The sequence below is a fragment of the Photobacterium damselae genome (genome assembly GCF_003026815.1).
In the GTDB taxonomy this organism is placed as follows: Bacteria; Pseudomonadota; Gammaproteobacteria; order Enterobacterales; family Vibrionaceae; genus Photobacterium; species Photobacterium damselae.
Genome location: NZ_PYOG01000023.1, coordinates 32904 through 51202, shown reverse-complemented (window position 1 = coordinate 51202; position 18299 = coordinate 32904). Strand labels below are relative to the sequence as shown.

17 protein-coding genes and 1 riboswitch are annotated in these 18299 nt (G+C 40.3%); of the genes, 2 read left to right on the top strand and 15 right to left on the bottom strand.

Annotated elements, in window-relative coordinates; all coding sequences use genetic code 11:
• Nucleotides 1–152 precede the first annotated feature (152 nt).
• The 4 genes from pntB to CTN07_RS16920 form a co-directional block, all read right to left on the bottom strand.
• Complete coding sequence (gene pntB / locus CTN07_RS16935) at nucleotides 153–1529, bottom strand: Re/Si-specific NAD(P)(+) transhydrogenase subunit beta (RefSeq protein WP_005304879.1); 1377 nt, start codon at nucleotides 1527–1529, stop codon at nucleotides 153–155.
• 10 nt (nucleotides 1530–1539) lie between these two features.
• A complete protein-coding gene (gene pntA / locus CTN07_RS16930) occupies nucleotides 1540–3096 on the bottom strand; it encodes a Re/Si-specific NAD(P)(+) transhydrogenase subunit alpha (protein ID WP_036765993.1) in 1557 nt (518 codons plus the stop codon).
• 544 nt (nucleotides 3097–3640) lie between these two features.
• A complete protein-coding gene (locus tag CTN07_RS16925; RefSeq protein WP_036765594.1) occupies nucleotides 3641–3922 on the bottom strand; it encodes an HlyU family transcriptional regulator in 282 nt (93 codons plus the stop codon).
• A gap of 90 nt (nucleotides 3923–4012) precedes the next feature.
• Nucleotides 4013–4204 carry a hypothetical protein gene (locus CTN07_RS16920; RefSeq protein WP_005304876.1) on the bottom strand — a complete coding sequence of 64 codons (192 nt, stop codon included), beginning with the start codon at nucleotides 4202–4204 and terminating at the stop codon, nucleotides 4013–4015.
• 457 nt (nucleotides 4205–4661) lie between these two features.
• Nucleotides 4662–4814: riboswitch (FMN riboswitch) on the top strand.
• A gap of 265 nt (nucleotides 4815–5079) precedes the next feature.
• Between CTN07_RS16920 and ribB the strand changes: the two genes are divergently transcribed.
• Entirely contained in the window at nucleotides 5080–5733 is a 654-nt protein-coding gene (gene ribB, locus CTN07_RS16915) for a 3,4-dihydroxy-2-butanone-4-phosphate synthase (RefSeq protein ID WP_005304874.1), read from the top strand.
• Nucleotides 5734–5875: 142 nt separating this feature from the next.
• Here ribB and CTN07_RS16910 read toward each other — a convergent pair whose 3' ends face one another.
• Entirely contained in the window at nucleotides 5876–7636 is a 1761-nt protein-coding gene (locus CTN07_RS16910) for a bifunctional metallophosphatase/5'-nucleotidase (protein ID WP_005304870.1), read from the bottom strand.
• Nucleotides 7637–8004: 368 nt separating this feature from the next.
• Nucleotides 8005–8400: a VOC family protein gene (locus CTN07_RS16905; protein ID WP_036765593.1), complete on the bottom strand. Its 396-nt coding sequence runs from the start codon at nucleotides 8398–8400 to the stop codon at nucleotides 8005–8007.
• Between the two features lie 207 nt (nucleotides 8401–8607).
• Here CTN07_RS16905 and CTN07_RS16900 point away from each other — a divergent pair, with 207 nt between their 5' ends.
• Nucleotides 8608–10308 carry a DUF2813 domain-containing protein gene (locus CTN07_RS16900; RefSeq protein WP_005304860.1) on the top strand — a complete coding sequence of 567 codons (1701 nt, stop codon included), beginning with the start codon at nucleotides 8608–8610 and terminating at the stop codon, nucleotides 10306–10308.
• 22 nt (nucleotides 10309–10330) lie between these two features.
• Here the strand turns inward: CTN07_RS16900 and CTN07_RS16895 are convergent, their stop codons facing one another.
• The 9 genes from CTN07_RS16895 to phrB all read right to left on the bottom strand — a co-directional run bounded on the left by CTN07_RS16895 (nucleotide 10331) and on the right by phrB (nucleotide 18295).
• Nucleotides 10331–10939 carry a DUF3833 domain-containing protein gene (locus tag CTN07_RS16895; protein ID WP_005304857.1) on the bottom strand — a complete coding sequence of 203 codons (609 nt, stop codon included), beginning with the start codon at nucleotides 10937–10939 and terminating at the stop codon, nucleotides 10331–10333.
• A 3-nt stretch (nucleotides 10940–10942) separates the two neighbouring features.
• Nucleotides 10943–11452 carry a chalcone isomerase family protein gene (locus tag CTN07_RS16890; RefSeq protein ID WP_107183735.1) on the bottom strand — a complete coding sequence of 170 codons (510 nt, stop codon included), beginning with the start codon at nucleotides 11450–11452 and terminating at the stop codon, nucleotides 10943–10945.
• A 26-nt stretch (nucleotides 11453–11478) separates the two neighbouring features.
• Nucleotides 11479–12021, bottom strand: coding sequence for a DUF2878 domain-containing protein (locus tag CTN07_RS16885; protein WP_050787813.1), 543 nt, complete (start codon nucleotides 12019–12021; stop codon nucleotides 11479–11481).
• A gap of 36 nt (nucleotides 12022–12057) precedes the next feature.
• Nucleotides 12058–13308: an SAM-dependent methyltransferase gene (locus CTN07_RS16880; protein ID WP_005304854.1), complete on the bottom strand. Its 1251-nt coding sequence runs from the start codon at nucleotides 13306–13308 to the stop codon at nucleotides 12058–12060.
• A 19-nt stretch (nucleotides 13309–13327) separates the two neighbouring features.
• Nucleotides 13328–14206, bottom strand: a complete 879-nt coding sequence (locus CTN07_RS16875; protein ID WP_005304851.1) for a DUF1365 domain-containing protein — start codon at nucleotides 14204–14206, stop codon at nucleotides 13328–13330.
• Nucleotides 14206–15513, bottom strand: coding sequence for an NAD(P)/FAD-dependent oxidoreductase (locus CTN07_RS16870; RefSeq protein WP_005304847.1), 1308 nt, complete (start codon nucleotides 15511–15513; stop codon nucleotides 14206–14208). Before CTN07_RS16870 ends, CTN07_RS16875 begins: the two co-directional genes overlap by 1 nt.
• Complete coding sequence (locus tag CTN07_RS16865) at nucleotides 15510–16289, bottom strand: SDR family NAD(P)-dependent oxidoreductase (protein ID WP_005304845.1); 780 nt, start codon at nucleotides 16287–16289, stop codon at nucleotides 15510–15512. The genes CTN07_RS16870 and CTN07_RS16865 overlap by 4 nt, the downstream gene beginning before the upstream one ends.
• Nucleotides 16286–16726 (bottom strand): nuclear transport factor 2 family protein, encoded by a 441-nt coding sequence (locus CTN07_RS16860; protein ID WP_036765592.1) that lies wholly within the window; start codon nucleotides 16724–16726, stop codon nucleotides 16286–16288. Before CTN07_RS16860 ends, CTN07_RS16865 begins: the two co-directional genes overlap by 4 nt.
• A gap of 84 nt (nucleotides 16727–16810) precedes the next feature.
• Complete coding sequence (gene phrB / locus CTN07_RS16855; protein WP_005304843.1) at nucleotides 16811–18295, bottom strand: deoxyribodipyrimidine photo-lyase; 1485 nt, start codon at nucleotides 18293–18295, stop codon at nucleotides 16811–16813.
• Nucleotides 18296–18299 lie beyond the last annotated feature (4 nt).

Sequence of the window (18299 nt, the reverse complement as noted above, 5' to 3'; positions counted from 1 at the left end):
GAGATATGTCATTACCTATTGCTAAAATCCACTTCTATTGTTACTTCTATCATCTTGATTTACAACTATTTATAGCAGGATTATTTATTAATACATAAAAAAACGCCGCTATCTGTGATAACGGCGTTTCATGGTAACAAATTTAGTTATGCTTATAGATGCTCAAGAATATCTAAGCAACTTTGTTTTGCATCACCAAATAGCATTTGAGTATTTTCTTTGAAGAACAATGGGTTTTGTACGCCTGCGTAACCCGTATTCATAGAACGCTTAAATACGATTACATTACGCGCATTCCAAACTTCTAGTACAGGCATGCCTGCGATTGGACTGTTTGGATCTTCCATTGCCGCTGGGTTTACAGTGTCATTTGCACCGATAACTAGTACCACATCTGTATCAGAGAAATCATCGTTGATCTCATCCATTTCTAATACGATGTCATAAGGTACCTTAGCTTCCGCCAATAGCACGTTCATATGACCAGGTAGACGACCTGCTACAGGGTGAATACCAAAACGAACATTAACACCTTGAGCACGTAGCTTGTCTGTGATTTCATGTACTGGGTACTGAGCTTGCGCAACCGCCATGCCGTATCCAGGAGTGATGATCACAGATTTTGCATCTTTAAGCAGTTCAGCAACTTCTTCTGCTGAAGCTTCACGGTGCTCGCCCTGCTCTTCTTCTGTTGATGCTACACCGCCATCAGTACCAAAACCGCCAGCAATAACACTAATAAATGAACGGTTCATTGCTTTACACATGATGTAAGACAGAATCGCACCAGAAGAACCTACTAGCGCACCTGTTACAATCAACAGATCGTTTGCTAGCATAAAACCTGCTGCTGCCGCTGCCCAACCTGAGTATGAGTTAAGCATCGAAACCACAACTGGCATATCAGCACCACCAATTGAAGCAACAAGATGGTAACCAAATGCAAGTGCAATCAGTGTAACCAGAATCAATGCAATCATTGAGCCTTCTGCTTTCACAAAAATAAGCATTAGGATAAATGATACAACGATAGCCGCTAAGTTTAGTTTATGGCGATGTGGCAGCATTAGTGGTTTAGAGGAAATAATGCCACGTAGTTTAGCAAAGGCAACGATGGAACCGGTAAAAGTAACCGCACCAATGAATACACCAAGGAAGATTTCAACAAGGTGAATCGTCAGCATTGCGCCAGTCAAATCACCATGATCTAAATAGGTGTTAAAACCAACTAGAACCGCCGCCAAGCCAACAAAGCTATGAAGAATTGCCACAAGCTCCGGCATTTCAGTCATTTCAACTTTCTTAGCGTAGTAGATACCAATAGCACCACCGATGATCATCGCGATAATGATCCAGCCAGTACCTTGTGCATCTGGGCCAAAGATGGTCGCAATTAACGCAATCGCCATACCAGCAATACCGTAGTAATTACCGTTACGAGCCGTTTCTTGCTTAGACAGTCCCGCTAGAGACATGATAAATAATACAGCAGCAACAATATAAGCTGCTTGCACGATACCTGCAGACATTTGTTACTCCTTATTTGTCTTTACGGAACATTTCTAGCATACGTTTAGTGACCGTAAAGCCACCGAATATATTGATGCTAGCAATGAGGATCGCAATAAACGCGAGGACAGAAACACCACTGTGTCCTTGTCCAATTTGCAGTAGAGCACCCACAATAATGATGCCTGAAATTGCGTTAGTTACTGACATTAGAGGTGTATGCAACGCATGAGTTACGTTCCATACCACGTAGTAACCCACCACACACGCCAATACGAATACTGTAAAGTGAGAAAGGAATTCTGCAGGAGCATTATTCGCTACCCAGCCAAAAGCAATCGCTGCCGCTGCCAAAATACCGTATTTTTTAGCTGGTGAAGTCGGTTTTTCAACTTTTGGCGCAATAGCCACTTTAGGTGCTGCTTCTTTTTTGGGAGCCGCAGAGACTTTGATTGGTGGTGCAGGCCAAGTGACTTCACCTGCTTTAATCACAGTCAAACCACGAAGCACTTCATCATCAAAGTTGATATCAATGTTGCCATCTTTCTCTTTGCAAAGAAGTTTAACCAAGTTAACAAGGTTAGTTGCATATAGCTGAGACGACTGTGTAGGCAAACGGCTAACCATATCGGTGTAACCAATGATTTTCACACCATTTGCAGTTGTAATAACCTTATCAGCTTCAGTATAAGCACAGTTACCGCCATTTGCTGCTGCAAGATCGACAATCACACTGCCCGCCTTCATTGAATCAACCATCTCTTTGGTGATCAATTTAGGCGCAGGACGACCTGGGATCAATGCTGTTGTAATGATGATATCAACATCTTTAGCTTGCTCTGCGTACAAACGCTCAGCCGCTTTATTGAATTCATCAGACATTTCTTTAGCGTAACCATCTCCCGTTGAAGTATCTTCTTTGTAATCCACTTCAAGGAATTCGGCACCCATGGATTCAACCTGCTCTTTTACTTCAGGTCGAACATCGAATGCACGAACAATAGCACCAAGGCTACCCGCTGCACCAATAGCTGCTAAACCAGCAACACCAGCACCTGCGACTAAAACTTTAGCCGGTGGTACTTTACCTGCGGCTGTAATTTGACCGGTAAAGAAACGACCAAATTCGTGCGCAGCTTCAACAACCGCACGATAACCTGCGATGTTAGCCATTGAACTTAACGCATCAAGAGCCTGTGCACGAGAGATTCGTGGTACAGAATCCATAGCCATTACGTTAATGTTTTTCGCTGATAGCTTTTCTAATAGCTCTGGATTTTGAGCGGGCCAAATAAAGGATACTAAGCTAGCACCATCTTTAATTAACTCGATCTCATCAACACCCGTTTCTGGATTTACCTGAGGGGCATTAACTTTAAAGATCAGATCCGACTGCCACACTTCGTTGGTTGAAACGACTGTTGCACCTGCGGCTTCATAAGCTGCATCGTCAAAACTCGCTTTCACACCAGCGTTATGCTCAACCGCAACACTGAATCCCATTTTTAACAACTGCTCAACCGTTTTAGGGGTCGCAGCGACTCGCGTTTCGTTAGCGAATATCTCTCTAGGTACACCAATTTGCATAGCTAGTCCCTGAATATTGGCAAAAAAGTATGTTTTTGTATCCAACTTGATAATCAATATCAAGCCCTTGTGGTAAAAATACAAAAATCCCCAACATTTACGTTGAAAAAACCAACGATTTTCACAATCTAACAGAAAGAAAAGAACATTTTTAACACAATCAAACTGGTCACACCACATTCATGGTTAACTCTCTGTTATGCAACAGATTTACACATTAAAGACGAGATAGCAAACCAGTCACCACAATATTTTCTGTATAGATAATGAGTTAAGTCAGTTTATTCGCTATTCATCAATCATTTTGTGACTGTGATTGACTTATCGATTTTTAGAAAATATTTCAGTTTTTTTTGAGATATGGGTTGAGGTTATAAATTTACAAACTTTTCACAAAACAAGAGGGAAATTCAACGTTTGCTACATAGCGTAGAGGAAGATATTGAGGATAAGGAAATAAAAAGATAGGTACAATAAAGATGGCTAACGCCGCCCTATAGCCAAGAATTTTACACTTAGCTATAGGACTGGCTGGAAAAATTGGTTACTTAAACATCGCATCGCCAGTTTGATCAATAAACATCTTGGCTTTATTGATCATAAATGTTTCGGCATCTTGCTTTGATGATAAGAGATCAGAGCGGATAAACGCATGATCTTTTAACTCTCCTTCAACTTCTTTCGTAATACGTCCTGCAATACGAAACTGTCCATTTTCTGCTTTTGGTTCTGGATAGATTAAAAAGCCTTTATATTCGGTAGGCTCAATTTGAACCTTTAATTTATTTGCAGATTTTGTACCGAATAACTTAGAAAAAATTCCCATACAGCATCCTAGTTAACCTAATTGACGACTAGTATCAGAATAACTGCTAAGTCATTTTTATCAAAGGTAAAACAGAAATCACTATTACACTTAACGATATAAACCGATATCTTTCTGAAGATGTACCGATAGATCACTAACGTTGTACTCTTTTACTGACTTAGAACGAACAAATAGAATATCCATAAAATGTGCAATCAATCCTTTGAATGAAACGGCATAAGTTTTCTGATTCAATACGTCATCAGATGTAACAGTTTCAAAATTCATTACCTGTGCCATGATTGCCTCTACTGAGTTATTTTGTTTAGTTGCCGTTATTTTAGTCATCTTTTTTGCTGACCTAAAATGACAAATTCTCCATTTCATCATTAGTAAAACTAATCCAAGCTTATTTAAATTAACTCAATTAGCGTTAACAACGAAAATAAGAAAATGTAACGGATTTCAACCGGATTAAACTCGGTTATAGAGCACTACCACAGAATAAATTATATTATTCATTCAGGCTTAACTGAGGCAATAGGCCAAGTTACTGAGAGAAACACTTCGTTCAGGTTTGATTTTTCATTATAAAATTGACGTATGTCAAATTGATGGTTTTAAACAATAAACCACTCAACTTTATGAAAATAATCCTAATCCGAAAACTGATAAAGAAGTAGCAGTTAATTCTACGTATAGCCCAGTTATAAAGATTTTCTCTTGCACCCTACTCATAATTTACATACCCTTTTTAACGAATTCTCAGGGCGGGGTGAAATTCCCCACCGGCGGTAAATATCTATTTAGGTATCAGCCCGCGAGCGCTTAACGAGTTATTTAGTTAAGGTCAGCAGATCTGGTGCAAACCCAGAGCCGACGGTTATAGTCCGGATGAAAGAGGATCAGTGGTGAGTTTACGCTCATGGCTATGCTGTATCAGATGCGAGAGAAAGTATTATTAGTACTTTCCGTAGCTGCTGCTTTGTTGTATCTAATTGATACTCATCGTGCTTAGCAATATTATGCTGTGCAATACAGAATATACACTCCATTCTTTGGACACTATCTATCAACGCCCTGATTCTGGTAATGCCAATATCATGAATAGCTAGGGCTGCAAAAATCTGCCTTTTTTATGATCTTGGTATAAATTTTTTATACGGAGTTTTACCATGAATCAGTCCCTTTTAGCTCAATTTGGAACCCCTTTCAAACGTGTTGAAATCGCACTAAATGCAATCCGCCAAGGTAAAGGAGTGCTTGTAGTTGATGATGAAGATCGCGAAAACGAAGGTGATATTATCTTCTCAGCAGAAACACTCACATCTCAACAAATGGCAATTATGATCCGTGAATGTTCAGGTATCGTCTGTTTATGCCTAACGGAAGAACGCACGAAGCAATTAGAGTTACCTATGATGGTTGAAAACAACACTTCAGCCAATCAAACAGGTTTCACTGTAACTATTGAAGCCGCAGAAGGCGTTACTACAGGTGTATCTGCAGCCGATCGCGTAACCACAGTGAAAGCGGCAATCGCTGATAATGCACAGCCAAGCGATCTTAATCGTCCTGGTCATGTTTTTCCTTTAAAAGCAAACAGTAATGGCGTATTAGGCCGTCGTGGTCACACAGAAGCAACCATTGATCTTATGCGTCTTGCCGGATTAAAACCTTATGGCGTGTTGTGTGAGCTCACAAATCCAGACGGGACTATGGCTCGTCTGCCTGAAGTAATCAACTTTGGTGAGAAGTTTGATATGCCAGTACTAACTATTGAAGATCTGGTTGCTTATCGACTCAATCAGCAAGAGCTGGTAGCTTAATATTGCCAATAAGTGCGCTATGAATAATTTGTAGCTAGTGTCTCGAAAACAAAGCCTGACGAGCATTCATCAGGCTTTGAAATAATTTAGCGATTAATGTCTTACTTAGTGTCTCGCCTACTCTTTTGCTAAACATATCTACTTAGGCGACATCTGTTGCATTGCACTCACAAGGAATATACACAGTATAATTTTCTTCTGGAGCACTGAATTCACCCTTCATTCGAGCAAAATCTTCAAATGCATCAGCCATAGTAACATTCATCGCTTTCGGTTCAGAGACATAATCAAGTAATGGTGCATACCCTTCTTTACCTGTTGCAGTATAGCCAGAGGATACAGAGGTATACACTTTCTCATCGTCAACATCGATCCATTGACCATCTGATAAATGTTGTAACTGCTCTATACGTGTACCCTTAGTTGAACAACAACGGTAGGTATAACGAAGATCGGCCACATAAGGAAAACTTCCAGTCCCGGTTCCTTCTACACCGTTATCAATCGCATTATCAATCGCACCCTCTAATGCTTGGCGAATGCGCTTACCTTTTACTTGATAAACCATTAAACCAATAGCAAATGGTAATAACTTACCAGCAACATCGGCGGGGGTAATAGGCCCAGGATTAAGTGAAGCTCGCACGCCACCAGCATTATGGATACCAAAATCGATATCATAGCCAAGTTGACGTCCCTTCCAGACAAAACTCTGTACTACCCAAGGTGCAATTTGGCTTGGACCTTTCTGATCGGGAATACGTGTATGTCGTAAAGGCTCTGTGACTAACGCCACTTGCTCAACTTGCAGATTACGAACCGCGGGGCGATAGTGTTCATTCAATATGTTTTCGATAACAGGATCTTTAACACAAAAACGCACATTTGCTTGTTCAGTTAGATAGTGTCTGACTGCATCATGACTGTCTTGATCTAAGTGCTCTGTACGCGTTGCATCTACCGTAAACTGTCGGCCAAGAAGTAACTGATTGACACCCGAAACTCGTTCGACAGTACCATCAGCGGCAAAATCAATATCGAGTTGACCTAACGCTAAGGCATTACACCCAGCTTGTACAACACAAGTACCATTAACCATACGCGCGTAGGTATCTGTTTTACCAAATCCAATATTAGTAAAATCGCCTTGCATTGTATGTGAGTGGCCACCGATGATTGCTCCGAGCCCTACCACTTCTTCTGCAAGTTCAAGGTCACGATCATAACCAAGGTGACTCAGTACGATGATCTTGTTGATCCCTTGTTGATTTAGGTGTGATACCGTATCTCGACAAATTTGGCTAACATTCAAAAAGTGAGTGTCGGGATCTGGGTTTGCAATCCCCACCATGTTTTCAAGAGCCAAGCCAAAAATAGCTACGGGCTCACCTAACACATCTTTTACAATATATTTCGCGGTCTGAGTTTGAACATCATAAGCATAGACATTCTCCTTATCACGAATAGGATTTGGCTTAGACTGATCTTCTTGAGACAAATCCCAGTTACCGGCTAATAATGGAAACTGCACTTGGTCCAAAAAGTCGGCCAAAGGTGCATTTCCCATATCCAATTCATGATTACCTAACGCCATGGCTTCAATACCAATCGCATTGAGGAGTACAGCGTTTGCACTGCCCTTATAAAGAGAAAAATACAACGTACCTTGGAAACAATCTCCTGCATGGAGGAACATAAATTCACGTTGATTCAGGTAAGCTTGAGTTTTGATCTCTTTAACCGCCGATGACACTCGTGAAAAACCACCACAACTTGCGTAAACTGAAGTCTCAGAAGAGAAAACATCAGCAGGAAGTGTTAGTGATATTGACGAAGGCTCAAAATTTGAGTGTGTATCGTTTATATGGGCAAAGGTAATTTTTGCACTACGGTTATTAATCATAAAGAAATCATCATCTCCCTCGTAGATTGCAGAAACTAAGACTACTAGGCGAATAAGTCATTTACGTTGCAGAGAATAGAGTTGCCTCTGTTTCATTCTGCACAACGGCTTATTACCCATCAGTCACACAGTTTGTTTAACTAAGCTATTACAGCTAGATATGTTAAATAATCTGCAAAAGTGGTGCCAAATATATGAATGGATTGTCTATCTGACTGAAACCAATATAACATTTTATCGTTAAGATCACAGAATAAATTCAGTACCGATCATGGTTGCGGTAAATATTGCGAGGATAAGGCCTAAGACATTTGAGGCTCTCTCTTATCTAGGCCTTAATCATTAGAAGGTATTATTAATACTCGGTATTATAAGTAACGGCCATGACGTTGTAAGAATTCAATCTTGTAGCCATCTGGGTCTTGAACAAAGAAAAATTTAGCCAGTAACGTTCCATCACGGAAAAATTCTTTAACGTCTGCCGGCTCATAACCCAGACCCATTAATTTTTCATGTTCGCTCTCTAAATCATCAACAGCAACCGCGATATGACCATAACCCGAACCATGAGTATAAGCTTCTTCTACTCCCTCATTCCAAGTCAGTTCTAGTTCCATATCATTTTCATCATTGCGTAAATAGACCAAACTAAAGCCTTCAAAATCCAAACGCTCGGCAATATCAAGGTCTAGTGCATTCTTATAAAAAAACAGTGACTTATCTAAATCACGAACTCGTACCATTGAATGAATAATCTTAGCCATACTGAAACTCCATTAACTCAGTGAGTATTATTGCCTATCAGCTAGTGTTCTATAAATAGACAGGCGCTCAATAAATAAGCAATGATAAACAATAACTTGTATTTTACGTAGATACGCTTTATTAATTTGTAGAGATGATACCAATCTGTGACCTTGAGTAGCAAATTCCATTTATATCTGCGCTAATCTTGTAACAGAGGTGATGATATGCATTTAGAACGTATTGAAATTTCAGGCTTTAGGGGGATAAAGCGTTTATCTCTCACTTTTGATGAACTCTCTGTGCTTATTGGTGAAAATGCATGGGGTAAATCTTCTCTGCTTGATGCTTTAAGTATTGCTCTCTCTCCTGATGCTCAGTTTTATAACTTCAAGTTCTCTGATTTTCATGTGGATTACACTCTGGGTAATAAAAAGATGACTCAGTTGCAAATCATTCTACATTGGAAAGAAGATGCTGAAGGTGAGCATATTGCACGTCGATATAAAGGATTTGAGCGATTCTGGGTTCTTAAGCACAACATTCGCCACCTCTATTACCAAATTGAAAGCGTTATTGAAAATGACAAGGTGATAACCTATCGCCGTTTTCTAAATCATCATGGTCGAGAAATTCATTGTGATGAAAATGATCGTATGATTAAACGCTGGATGGTCTTACACCCTGTTGTTCGTCTACGTGATGCTCGCCGCCTAAGGTATTATGACGATGAGAACAAGCCGCTACACGATAGTAATGATCATGAGCAACTACAAACGAATGGTCACAGCGATAATCATGTTAATGGTAATGCGCAGCAAGAAGCTCGGATTCAAAAGCGTTTAGATAACACCTGTCGTCGACTTATGACACAACCAGGTCATGTAAATTCAGGGGAGCTAAAAAGCAGTATTAAAGCGCTTCATTCGTTAGTTGATCACTATTTTGCTTTTGCCCCCCACCAGCGTCAGCGTAATTTTAATCGAGCTCATTTCCCTAGCTTTGCCCAATATGCAGAGCACCCATTTGAGCAACTTATTCCTAAAAATTTATCGAAACAAAACCAACTGGTGCTACTAGGCTTGCTGAATGCTTTTATTCGAGCGAGAGGCCCTGTTAGCTTAAAACGCCTTTCACGCCCTATCCTTATTGTTGAAGATCCTGAAGGTCGGTTACATCCAACCATTTTGCAGCAAGCTTGGTCATTCATTAGTTCGATGCCAATGCAAAAGATCTTAACCACAAACAGCCCTGAATTACTCTCTAGTGTACCGCTACAAAGTATTAAGAAGTTAATTCGACAGGCTGATAGAACACAAGTATTTGAAGTGGGTAAGCGTACTTTAGGCAAAGATGAAACTCGCCGTGTCAGTTTTCATGTCAGGTTACATCGTCCTAGTGCGTTATTTGCCCGTGCTTGGTTATTGGTGGAAGGTGAAACCGAAGTATGGTTGTTTAACGAATTGGCTCGTTATTGTGGATATAACCTAGCTGCTGAAGGGGTTCAAATTATCGAGTTTGCTCAAAGTGGTTTGCGCCCTTTGGTCAAAATTGCTCGCTCATTAGGTATAGAGTGGCACCTTATCTCTGACGGTGACATGGCTGGACGCAAGTACGCTGAAACAGTACGTAATATGTTAGGTACGGATGCAGAGCGACACCGTCTTACTGTATTACCCGACAGAGATATAGAACATTATCTTTATAATCAGGGATATGAAGCGCTATTTAAGCAACTATCTGGCATTCAGGGTGATGCGCCAATTAACGCGCATAAGATTATTCAACGAGCACTTAAGCGTCATGCAAAACCCGATGTGGCTCTTGCCATCGTCGAATACACTCATGAAGGCAAGGTTGATGAGGTGCCCTTACTTATTCGCTGGCTACTAAAACGCATCGTCGCCATGTCACGGGGTGTGAGTTGATTGGTTCTAATCGACTATATTATTAATGCTTAAATTCGATGTTCTTAGAAATTGAGTTCTTAGATATTGTGCTCTTAACTATGGGATTTTTCGTTGCAGGTTGTTTTTGAAAAAATAAGGTCACTTGTCCAACTTTAATCCCAAATTTCTTAATATCTGCGAGATTAAACAGATGACGTTCATCTTGTAAGTACATCCAATCATCAAATTGAACCTGATAGCTATCATCACCTACGGGTAAGTCGAGGGTATAACGCCAATTTACAGCATTACCTTGGGATTTTCCCATTGCAGTACCAATCACATCGTTTGCCGTTCCTTGATAGACCCCCTCACTCAATTGGGTAATATGCCAAATACGCTGTTGGGTTTCTCCGTCAGAAAAAATAAAGTCTTCAACTAATGTCAGTTGATTATCTTTAACTGTCCCTAAAATAGTAACCTCAAAACGTCTTGTCTGCGTATGGGTATAATCTTGCACCATCCCCCAAGCAATAACATGACCGTTAAAGTATTCGAACAAATCTAACTTAGGTTGCATATTTTGATAATCACTCAGTTTTTGCGAACAGCTTAGTAACCAAGGGAGAATCAACAACATCATAAAAATTTGTAGATATTTGCTAGCCATAGATTACTCCCTACCAATTAACTCTAAACGTAGTTTGGGGTATGAACTGTTAGGAGATAACCAAATAGCAAGGAAGGCGCGATTAAGACTTGGGTTTGAGATCGTTCCAATCACTTTATTTTGAAACAAGAAATACCCAATCTCATCTTGCACCACAAAAATAAGTCGATCCCCTTGCCTTACATTAGGCCAAATGCCCTGCAAGGACTTTAACCATACTTGTCTCTGCTGTTGGCTATATCCTAAATGTTGCCACTGTTCATCGGTTGCCTGTAGTAAATCACTTGCATCAATCTCTCTTTCATAACGAATAATTAACGCGATATTATTGTCATTATTAGCTTGATACTGTCCTGATGGTGTACGCAGCTGCGCTTGATAGATGGGCCACCAGCCCCATGTCAATTCAGTATTACCAACAACAGGCCAATTCACCCAGCTAAAATGTTGCTCTGCATAGCTCTGCTCTGACAGCAATAAAGCCCAAATAAACAAAAGAGATTTAAAAGGCATAGCGATTCCTCGCGCTTTAAGTTAAATCAAACCGAATCATGTCTTTGGCAACGAGCATACAGACGAGAAAATTTGGGTAACATCTTAAGTAGAAAATAACTTAGTGCTGCCCAAATCAACATCAGCAATGGCAACGTTAATGGAACCCCAATAGGCAAAGAGATCGCACCTAGCTTTTCTCCAGCCAAATAGCTCAATGCCCCACCGACACTGCCTAATACAATCAAGGGCTTCATTGGTAGTGACAACAACGTCTCTCTCATAATCCAAACCATAGAGGCAAAACCAAGCCACAGTAAAATCAACCAAAAGGGTAAAATAGGATCAAAGCTTTGATATAAAGGATCGGTAGAATTAGGAAACGAAAAGAATCCAAACCGCTTTAGTAAGAGATCAACCCAGATCCCAGGCACGGCGACACAGAGCGAAAATAAAATACTGCCTCGAAAACAGAGCCAAGCACACAGCAATATAGCTTGAAGAAATAAGATGTAATGGTATTGTCCCCAAACGGCTAAAAACCAATAACCATTAAATACGACACCAACAAAAAGAGTTGTCTTATTCATCTACATGCCTCCTCGAAGCCGTTCCATAGTGCTCTGTTAGTGGTATTTAGGTCTTTCTGCCACCAGCTGAATTGCACTGATTGTCTTTTCTAAAAAGCCCCCTTCACAGTAGCAAAAATAGTACCGCCACATACGGACAAACCGTTCATCATAGCCTCGCAGCGTAATCAGTTCGATATTCTGATTAAAATTTCGATGCCAATCATTTAAGGTACGAGCATAATCTAGTCCCATATCAAACATATCTCGAACTACAAAGTCGCTTTTCTCTGTCATGGTTTTAAGCAACACAGTCACTGAGGGTAAAAAACCACCAGGAAAGATATGCTTCTGAATAAAGTCAACGTTCTTGCTATAGCTGTCATAACGCTGATCGGCGATTGTTATCGCTTGAATGGCAAAACGGCCACCTGGCTTTAATAAGGATTGGCATTTTTCAATATACATATCCAGATATTCACGACCCACCGCTTCAATCATTTCTATTGAAACAATTTTGTCGTACTCACCTGTTAAGTCACGATAATCTTCTAGTAATAAGGTGATTTGATCATTTAAGCCCAATGCATCTACTCGTTGCTGAGCCCATGCATACTGCTCTTTAGATATGGTGGTGGTAGTGACCTTACAGCCGTAATATTGTGCAGCATAAATGGCCATTCCGCCCCAACCAGTACCAATCTCTAACAAATGATCATCGGGTGTTAAAGCTAATTGCTGGCAGAGGCGATCCATTTTATTAATTTGAGCATGATAGAGATCGTCGAGTTCAGATTGGTAGATTGCGGCTGAGTACAACATATTACGATCGAGAAATGCGCTATAGAGATCATTTCCACGATCATAATGCGCGGAGATATTCTGCTTGGCATTGTCTTGATTATTACGTCGAAGCTTATGGCTTAATTTGGTAGAAAGCTGAGTGATCCAAGAAGTTTTAGCTTCAATTTTATCAAGAGTCGCTAAGTTACGAGCCAATACTCGAATAACGTCGGTAACATTGGGGGATTCCCACCAGTGATCAATATACGCTTCACCTGCCGCAATGCTTCCCCCTTGGAGCAGGCGTTTATAAAAGCTTTGGTTATGAATGGTAAGCTGAGCTTGTAGGTCACTGCTCTTATCACCAAAAAACAGTTGCTCTCCATTTGGCTCAGTTACCGTCAGTCCTGCGTGAGAAAGCTGAGATAAAAGAGCCATAACCACTTTGCGACTAATCTGAAATGAAATACTGCTGGTTAACGGCTTATCTAACGATTTAACGATTGTTGCTGGCTCTTTTAACATACTTCATCCCTCGTATTGATTATGAGCGGGTTGGGTGGTTATAAAACGGCGCTTTCTTTATCCATAATTTCAGCGCCTGCCAATAAATCCCAATAATCACTTTAATGGTCATGATCGGTGTTATTATCAGTTGTTTGCCCAGTCGATGTCCTGTAAACGGCTGATATTTCAGTTTCATTGTGGCATCAAAAACTTTTATCGCTCTGGTTTGCTCAGAACAAGAATTCGAATATCTGCTTGTTTGGTGTTTATCATCCGTTAGAGTTAATATCTCTAGATGTACGCTTAAAACAGTTTGTGGCTGATTGAGTAACCAAGAGTATCTTTGCTCCATCGGATTAAAAGGCGATACGTGAAAGGCTTTTAAGTGTTCAACAGTAAATCGCTGTGATGGTTTCTGGCTTTTATCGCCTTCACTCTTTGTCAAAATAGGTAGCGCATAATAATGACGCTGATTCCATGGCGTATTACTGACTTCAGCTAACACCCAACAAAGTTCATTGTGTTCATTAAAACAGTAATAAAGATTTAACGGACTAAAATACAATCCGCCATAACGCAAATGACCGAGCATATTCACCCGCGTTATTGCACTCATATCCATCCCAGTGAGTTGCGTTAACTTCTCTAATACCGCTTGCTTAAGTTCTTTACCTGTTGTCGGATAAGTTACATTGTCACTATTAAGGTAATCTTGAAACCGAAATCGAACCCAGCACCAAGGCCGAGTACCAAACCACCATTTCTGCTCTAATAACAAATCCAGTGAATCTAATTCAAGGTAAGTCATAAAAATGGGATAACAAAAACTGTGCTTGATCGGATTAAAACGGCGATGCCTAACGATACCTACGTATAAGCCATGTCCTGTGTAATCATCCCCTATGACCTTACCCATTACGCACTCCTTTGATAATTGCTCTGGCTGGGAAGCTCATTAATTGCTTCTATAACATCTAATGCACTTCTTACCCCATCTTCATGAAATCCGTTATACCAATAGGCACCACAAAACCAACTACGTTGAAATCCATTGATATCATGTCGTTTTTGCTGTGCCGCTATTGATTGAGTCGAAAAAACAGGATGAGAATAGGTAAATGTACGCAGAATTTTTGTCGGATCGATCTTTTCAGTCTGATTCAAACTGACACAAAAGGTCTCAGAAGATTGCAGCCCTTGCAAGATATTCATATTGTAAGTTAGCGCCGCTAAGCGTTCACTGCCGTGTTCTGATGCTGGAAATAAGTGATAATTCCAAGCTGCCCATGCTTTTGGTTCAATTGGTAATAAGTTGGTATCGGTGTGTAGCACAACCTCGTTATCTTGATAATAAATATTGCCAAGAACCTCTTTCTCATTTATTGATGGCTTGGCCAACATAGCTAAGGCTTGATCACTATGGCACGCAAAGATCACCTGATCAAAAGACTCGATTTGATGAAGCTCTGGCTGTTCCCGATTTTTGATCACAACATCTGCTCTGTCGTGAAAACGATGCACCGTTAAAACTGGAGTATTTAGCCTAATATCAGCTTTAAGATCTAACAGCATCTTATTAATGTACTGACGAGATCCACCGGGGATCACTTTCCATTGCGGTCGATGTGTAATATCAAGCAAACCATGATTTAAGAAAAACTTTAAGAAAAATAGTAATGGGAATTTACGCATATCACTTAAGGTTGAAGACCAAATAGCAGCGCCCATAGGCAAGATATAGTTGGTACAGAAATAGTCACTAAACCCATATTGATTGAGAAAATCCCCTAAAGTCTGACTCGAATCAAAATCTTGTCGTTCAATGGCTTTTTTAGCCTCTCGATTAAACTTAACGATTTCATATAAAAACCGATAAAAACGGGGATTAACCAAGTTGGCTTTCTGGGCAAAAAGCGTTGCTAGTGTGTGACCATTATATTCCAGCCCACTCTGCTGATTGTGCACACTAAAGCTCATTTGAGTATCCTGACCTTTAATGTCCAACTCTTTAAGTAAGCGCTCAAAGTTTGGGTAGGTACGATCGTTAAAAACAATAAAACCAGTATCTATCGCATAATGACCACTTTCAACTTCAACATCGACCGTTGCGGTATGCCCACCTAAGTAATCATTTGCCTCATATAGACTAACTTGATGCTGTTTTTGCAGATACCAAGCACAAGTCAGTCCTGATATCCCAGAACCAATAATAGCAATCTTCATGACGATCTCCTTGTCATCTTGCGTACCATCCATTGTTGGATATTAACGGGCAATAACGCCATTAACTTCAGCCAATAGGTAAATTTGGCAGGAAAATGAATTTCCGTTTTTTTAGCCGTTATGCCAGCACGAATAGATTGAGCAGCATCACTGACACTCATCAACATTGGCATCGCAAAATCATTCTTATCGGTCAGTGGCGTTTTAACAAAGCCGGGAGATACCAGAGAAACAAAGATGCCTTTTTCTTTTACATCTAAAGCATAACTATAAGTAAGATAAGCAATTGCAGCCTTTGAAGCTCCATAAGCTTCAGCGCGTGGTAAAGGAAGATAACTCGCCGATGAGCCCATCACGACCAGATGAGTGTGACTATCAAATCGAGCTTGTAATGCTTCAATACAATTGGCAATGCCAAACACATTAACGGTAAATACACGTTTGACCAATTGTGCGTCCATCTCACCATGATTGATATATTCACAGGTTCCAGCATTTAAAATGATCAGAGAAGGAATAGTTGGAAGAGAGTGAAAAGCCTTATGTGTTTGCTCAAGGTCGGTGACATCAAAAACCAGAGCTTCAATAGCAGGATGCTCAGCCATTAGAGCCACCAGCTTCTGATTATTTTGTCCACAAGCGATGACCTGATAACCATCATTCGCATATTGCAGAGCCAGTTCACGACCGATACCAGAACTTGCCCCAGTAATTAACACACTTTTTGGGCAAGTCGCACTTAAATTGGAAGTGGTAACCGTATTGAGATCACTCATTGCCCTAACCTCTCTTTAACGGTTTTAATTACCTTTCCAAGTAGAGGAAGTCCTTCATAAACCATGGCACCAAGATCAAAATAGTCGCGATGGTAGATCACCTTATCTTGCGCAATACGAATATAAGACATGCCGTCTAGATTTCTGATCTCTCCTTTTTCGATTTTTGGATGAGAGTAAACCATAGTCCACTGTAAACAAGCTTCATCATCGTGCTCAATAACGTTATGAATGAGAAAAGTACAGCTAGATATGTTGCTATAAAGAGAAACAAAATAATCCAACAACTCCTGCTGTCCCTCTATTCGATGAGCAGGATCTTCAAACACCACATCGTGATCATAAAGCTCATTAATCAGATCCAGTTTATCCTTGTCTAACTGACTGTATATATCAACAAACTTTGCAACGGTGGTATTGGCTATGTTTTCTATCATCCTGATACTCCTTACCGATTTACCCCAATGAGCTAACTCTTTCGTATTAAAATTAGACTCATTAATGCAACTTGATGAACATAATCACAAAGTATTTATCTCTTTTGCGTTCTTAAACACCTCAATTGCCCGCAACCGTGCTTGTTTGTGATCAATAATGGGGGCTGGATACCCTTTTTTATCGCCGTGCCATAAATGTGGCGTATGAATATATTTATTAGGTACATCAACCAGTTCTGGAATCCATTTACGAATAAACTCCCCCTCAGGATCAAAACGCTCCCCTTGGGTTGTTGGATTAAACACTCGAAAATAAGGCTGAGCATCCGTACCGGTTGAAGCTGCCCATTGCCACCCTCCGTTATTAGAAGCAAAATCACCATCAATTAAATGTTGCAAGAACCATCGTTCGCCATGATGCCAGTGCAATAAGAGATCTTTGGTAAGAAAACTTGCAGTAATCATGCGCAATCGATTATGCATCCAACCTGTTTGTTGTAATTGACGCATCGCCGCATCAACAATGGGAAATCCCGTTTTCCCTTGTTGCCAAGCTTTAAGATAATGCGAATCTTCATTCCAAGTAACATATTGGGTATAGGCTTGAAACGGTTGTCCTTTGCAAAGGTGCTTATACTCAGCCATAAGATGATGGTAAAATTCGCGCCAAATCAGTTCATTAACCCAAACAAAACCGCCACATTCTTTATTTATTTCTAAACAAGATGGATCGACCTGCTGTACCGCTTTTAAACATTGCCGTACTGATAAAGCCCCTATTGCTAAGTAAGGGGATAACGTACTAGTACCCTCAAGAGATGGATAATCACGTTGCTGATGATAAACCCCAACTTTATCGCAACAGAAGCTGTATAAATGCTGCAAGATCACTTCGTCATCAACCGGCCAAGTTAAACTAGAGACTTGGGGATACTGAAAGTCATAATGTTGAACAGTCCCACATACCGCCAATAATTCCTCAATTTCTTGGCTCAGTTCCTTGTGTGTATTTCCCACCATCGCGGTAGGTTCAACAGTTTGTTGCTTATATTGTTTAAGCCACGCTTTTGAATATGGGGTAAAAACTTTAAACGGCTCTCCCTGCTTGTTTAACACCGAACCTGGTGCTAGAGCACAATCATCATCGTATTGAACAAGTGAAATTTGATAACGCTTTAAATTAGCCGCGAGTTTTTGATCTCGGTGTTCTTCATTTACTAAATATTGATTGTTACAATGCACTGAAGCGATATTAAACATCAGACAGATCTCTTCTATTTTTTCTACAGTGCTATCAAAGTCTTCAGTTTCTAACACAATCAACGGAATAGAGAGTTCTGCCAACTGTTCAGTGAGCACAGCCAAGCGTCGTTTGATTAAATCTACTTGTATAGGGGCAACATGATGCTGATGCCATTGCATTGGGGTCGCTATATACAATGCGATAACAGGCAGCGATTGATTACACACCTCTGATAAAGCCGTATTATCAGTGATCCGCAAATCTGAACGAAACCACATTAAGTTATGGCTACTGATTTGATCGATTGACGAAGGCTTCTCTTGCATAGCA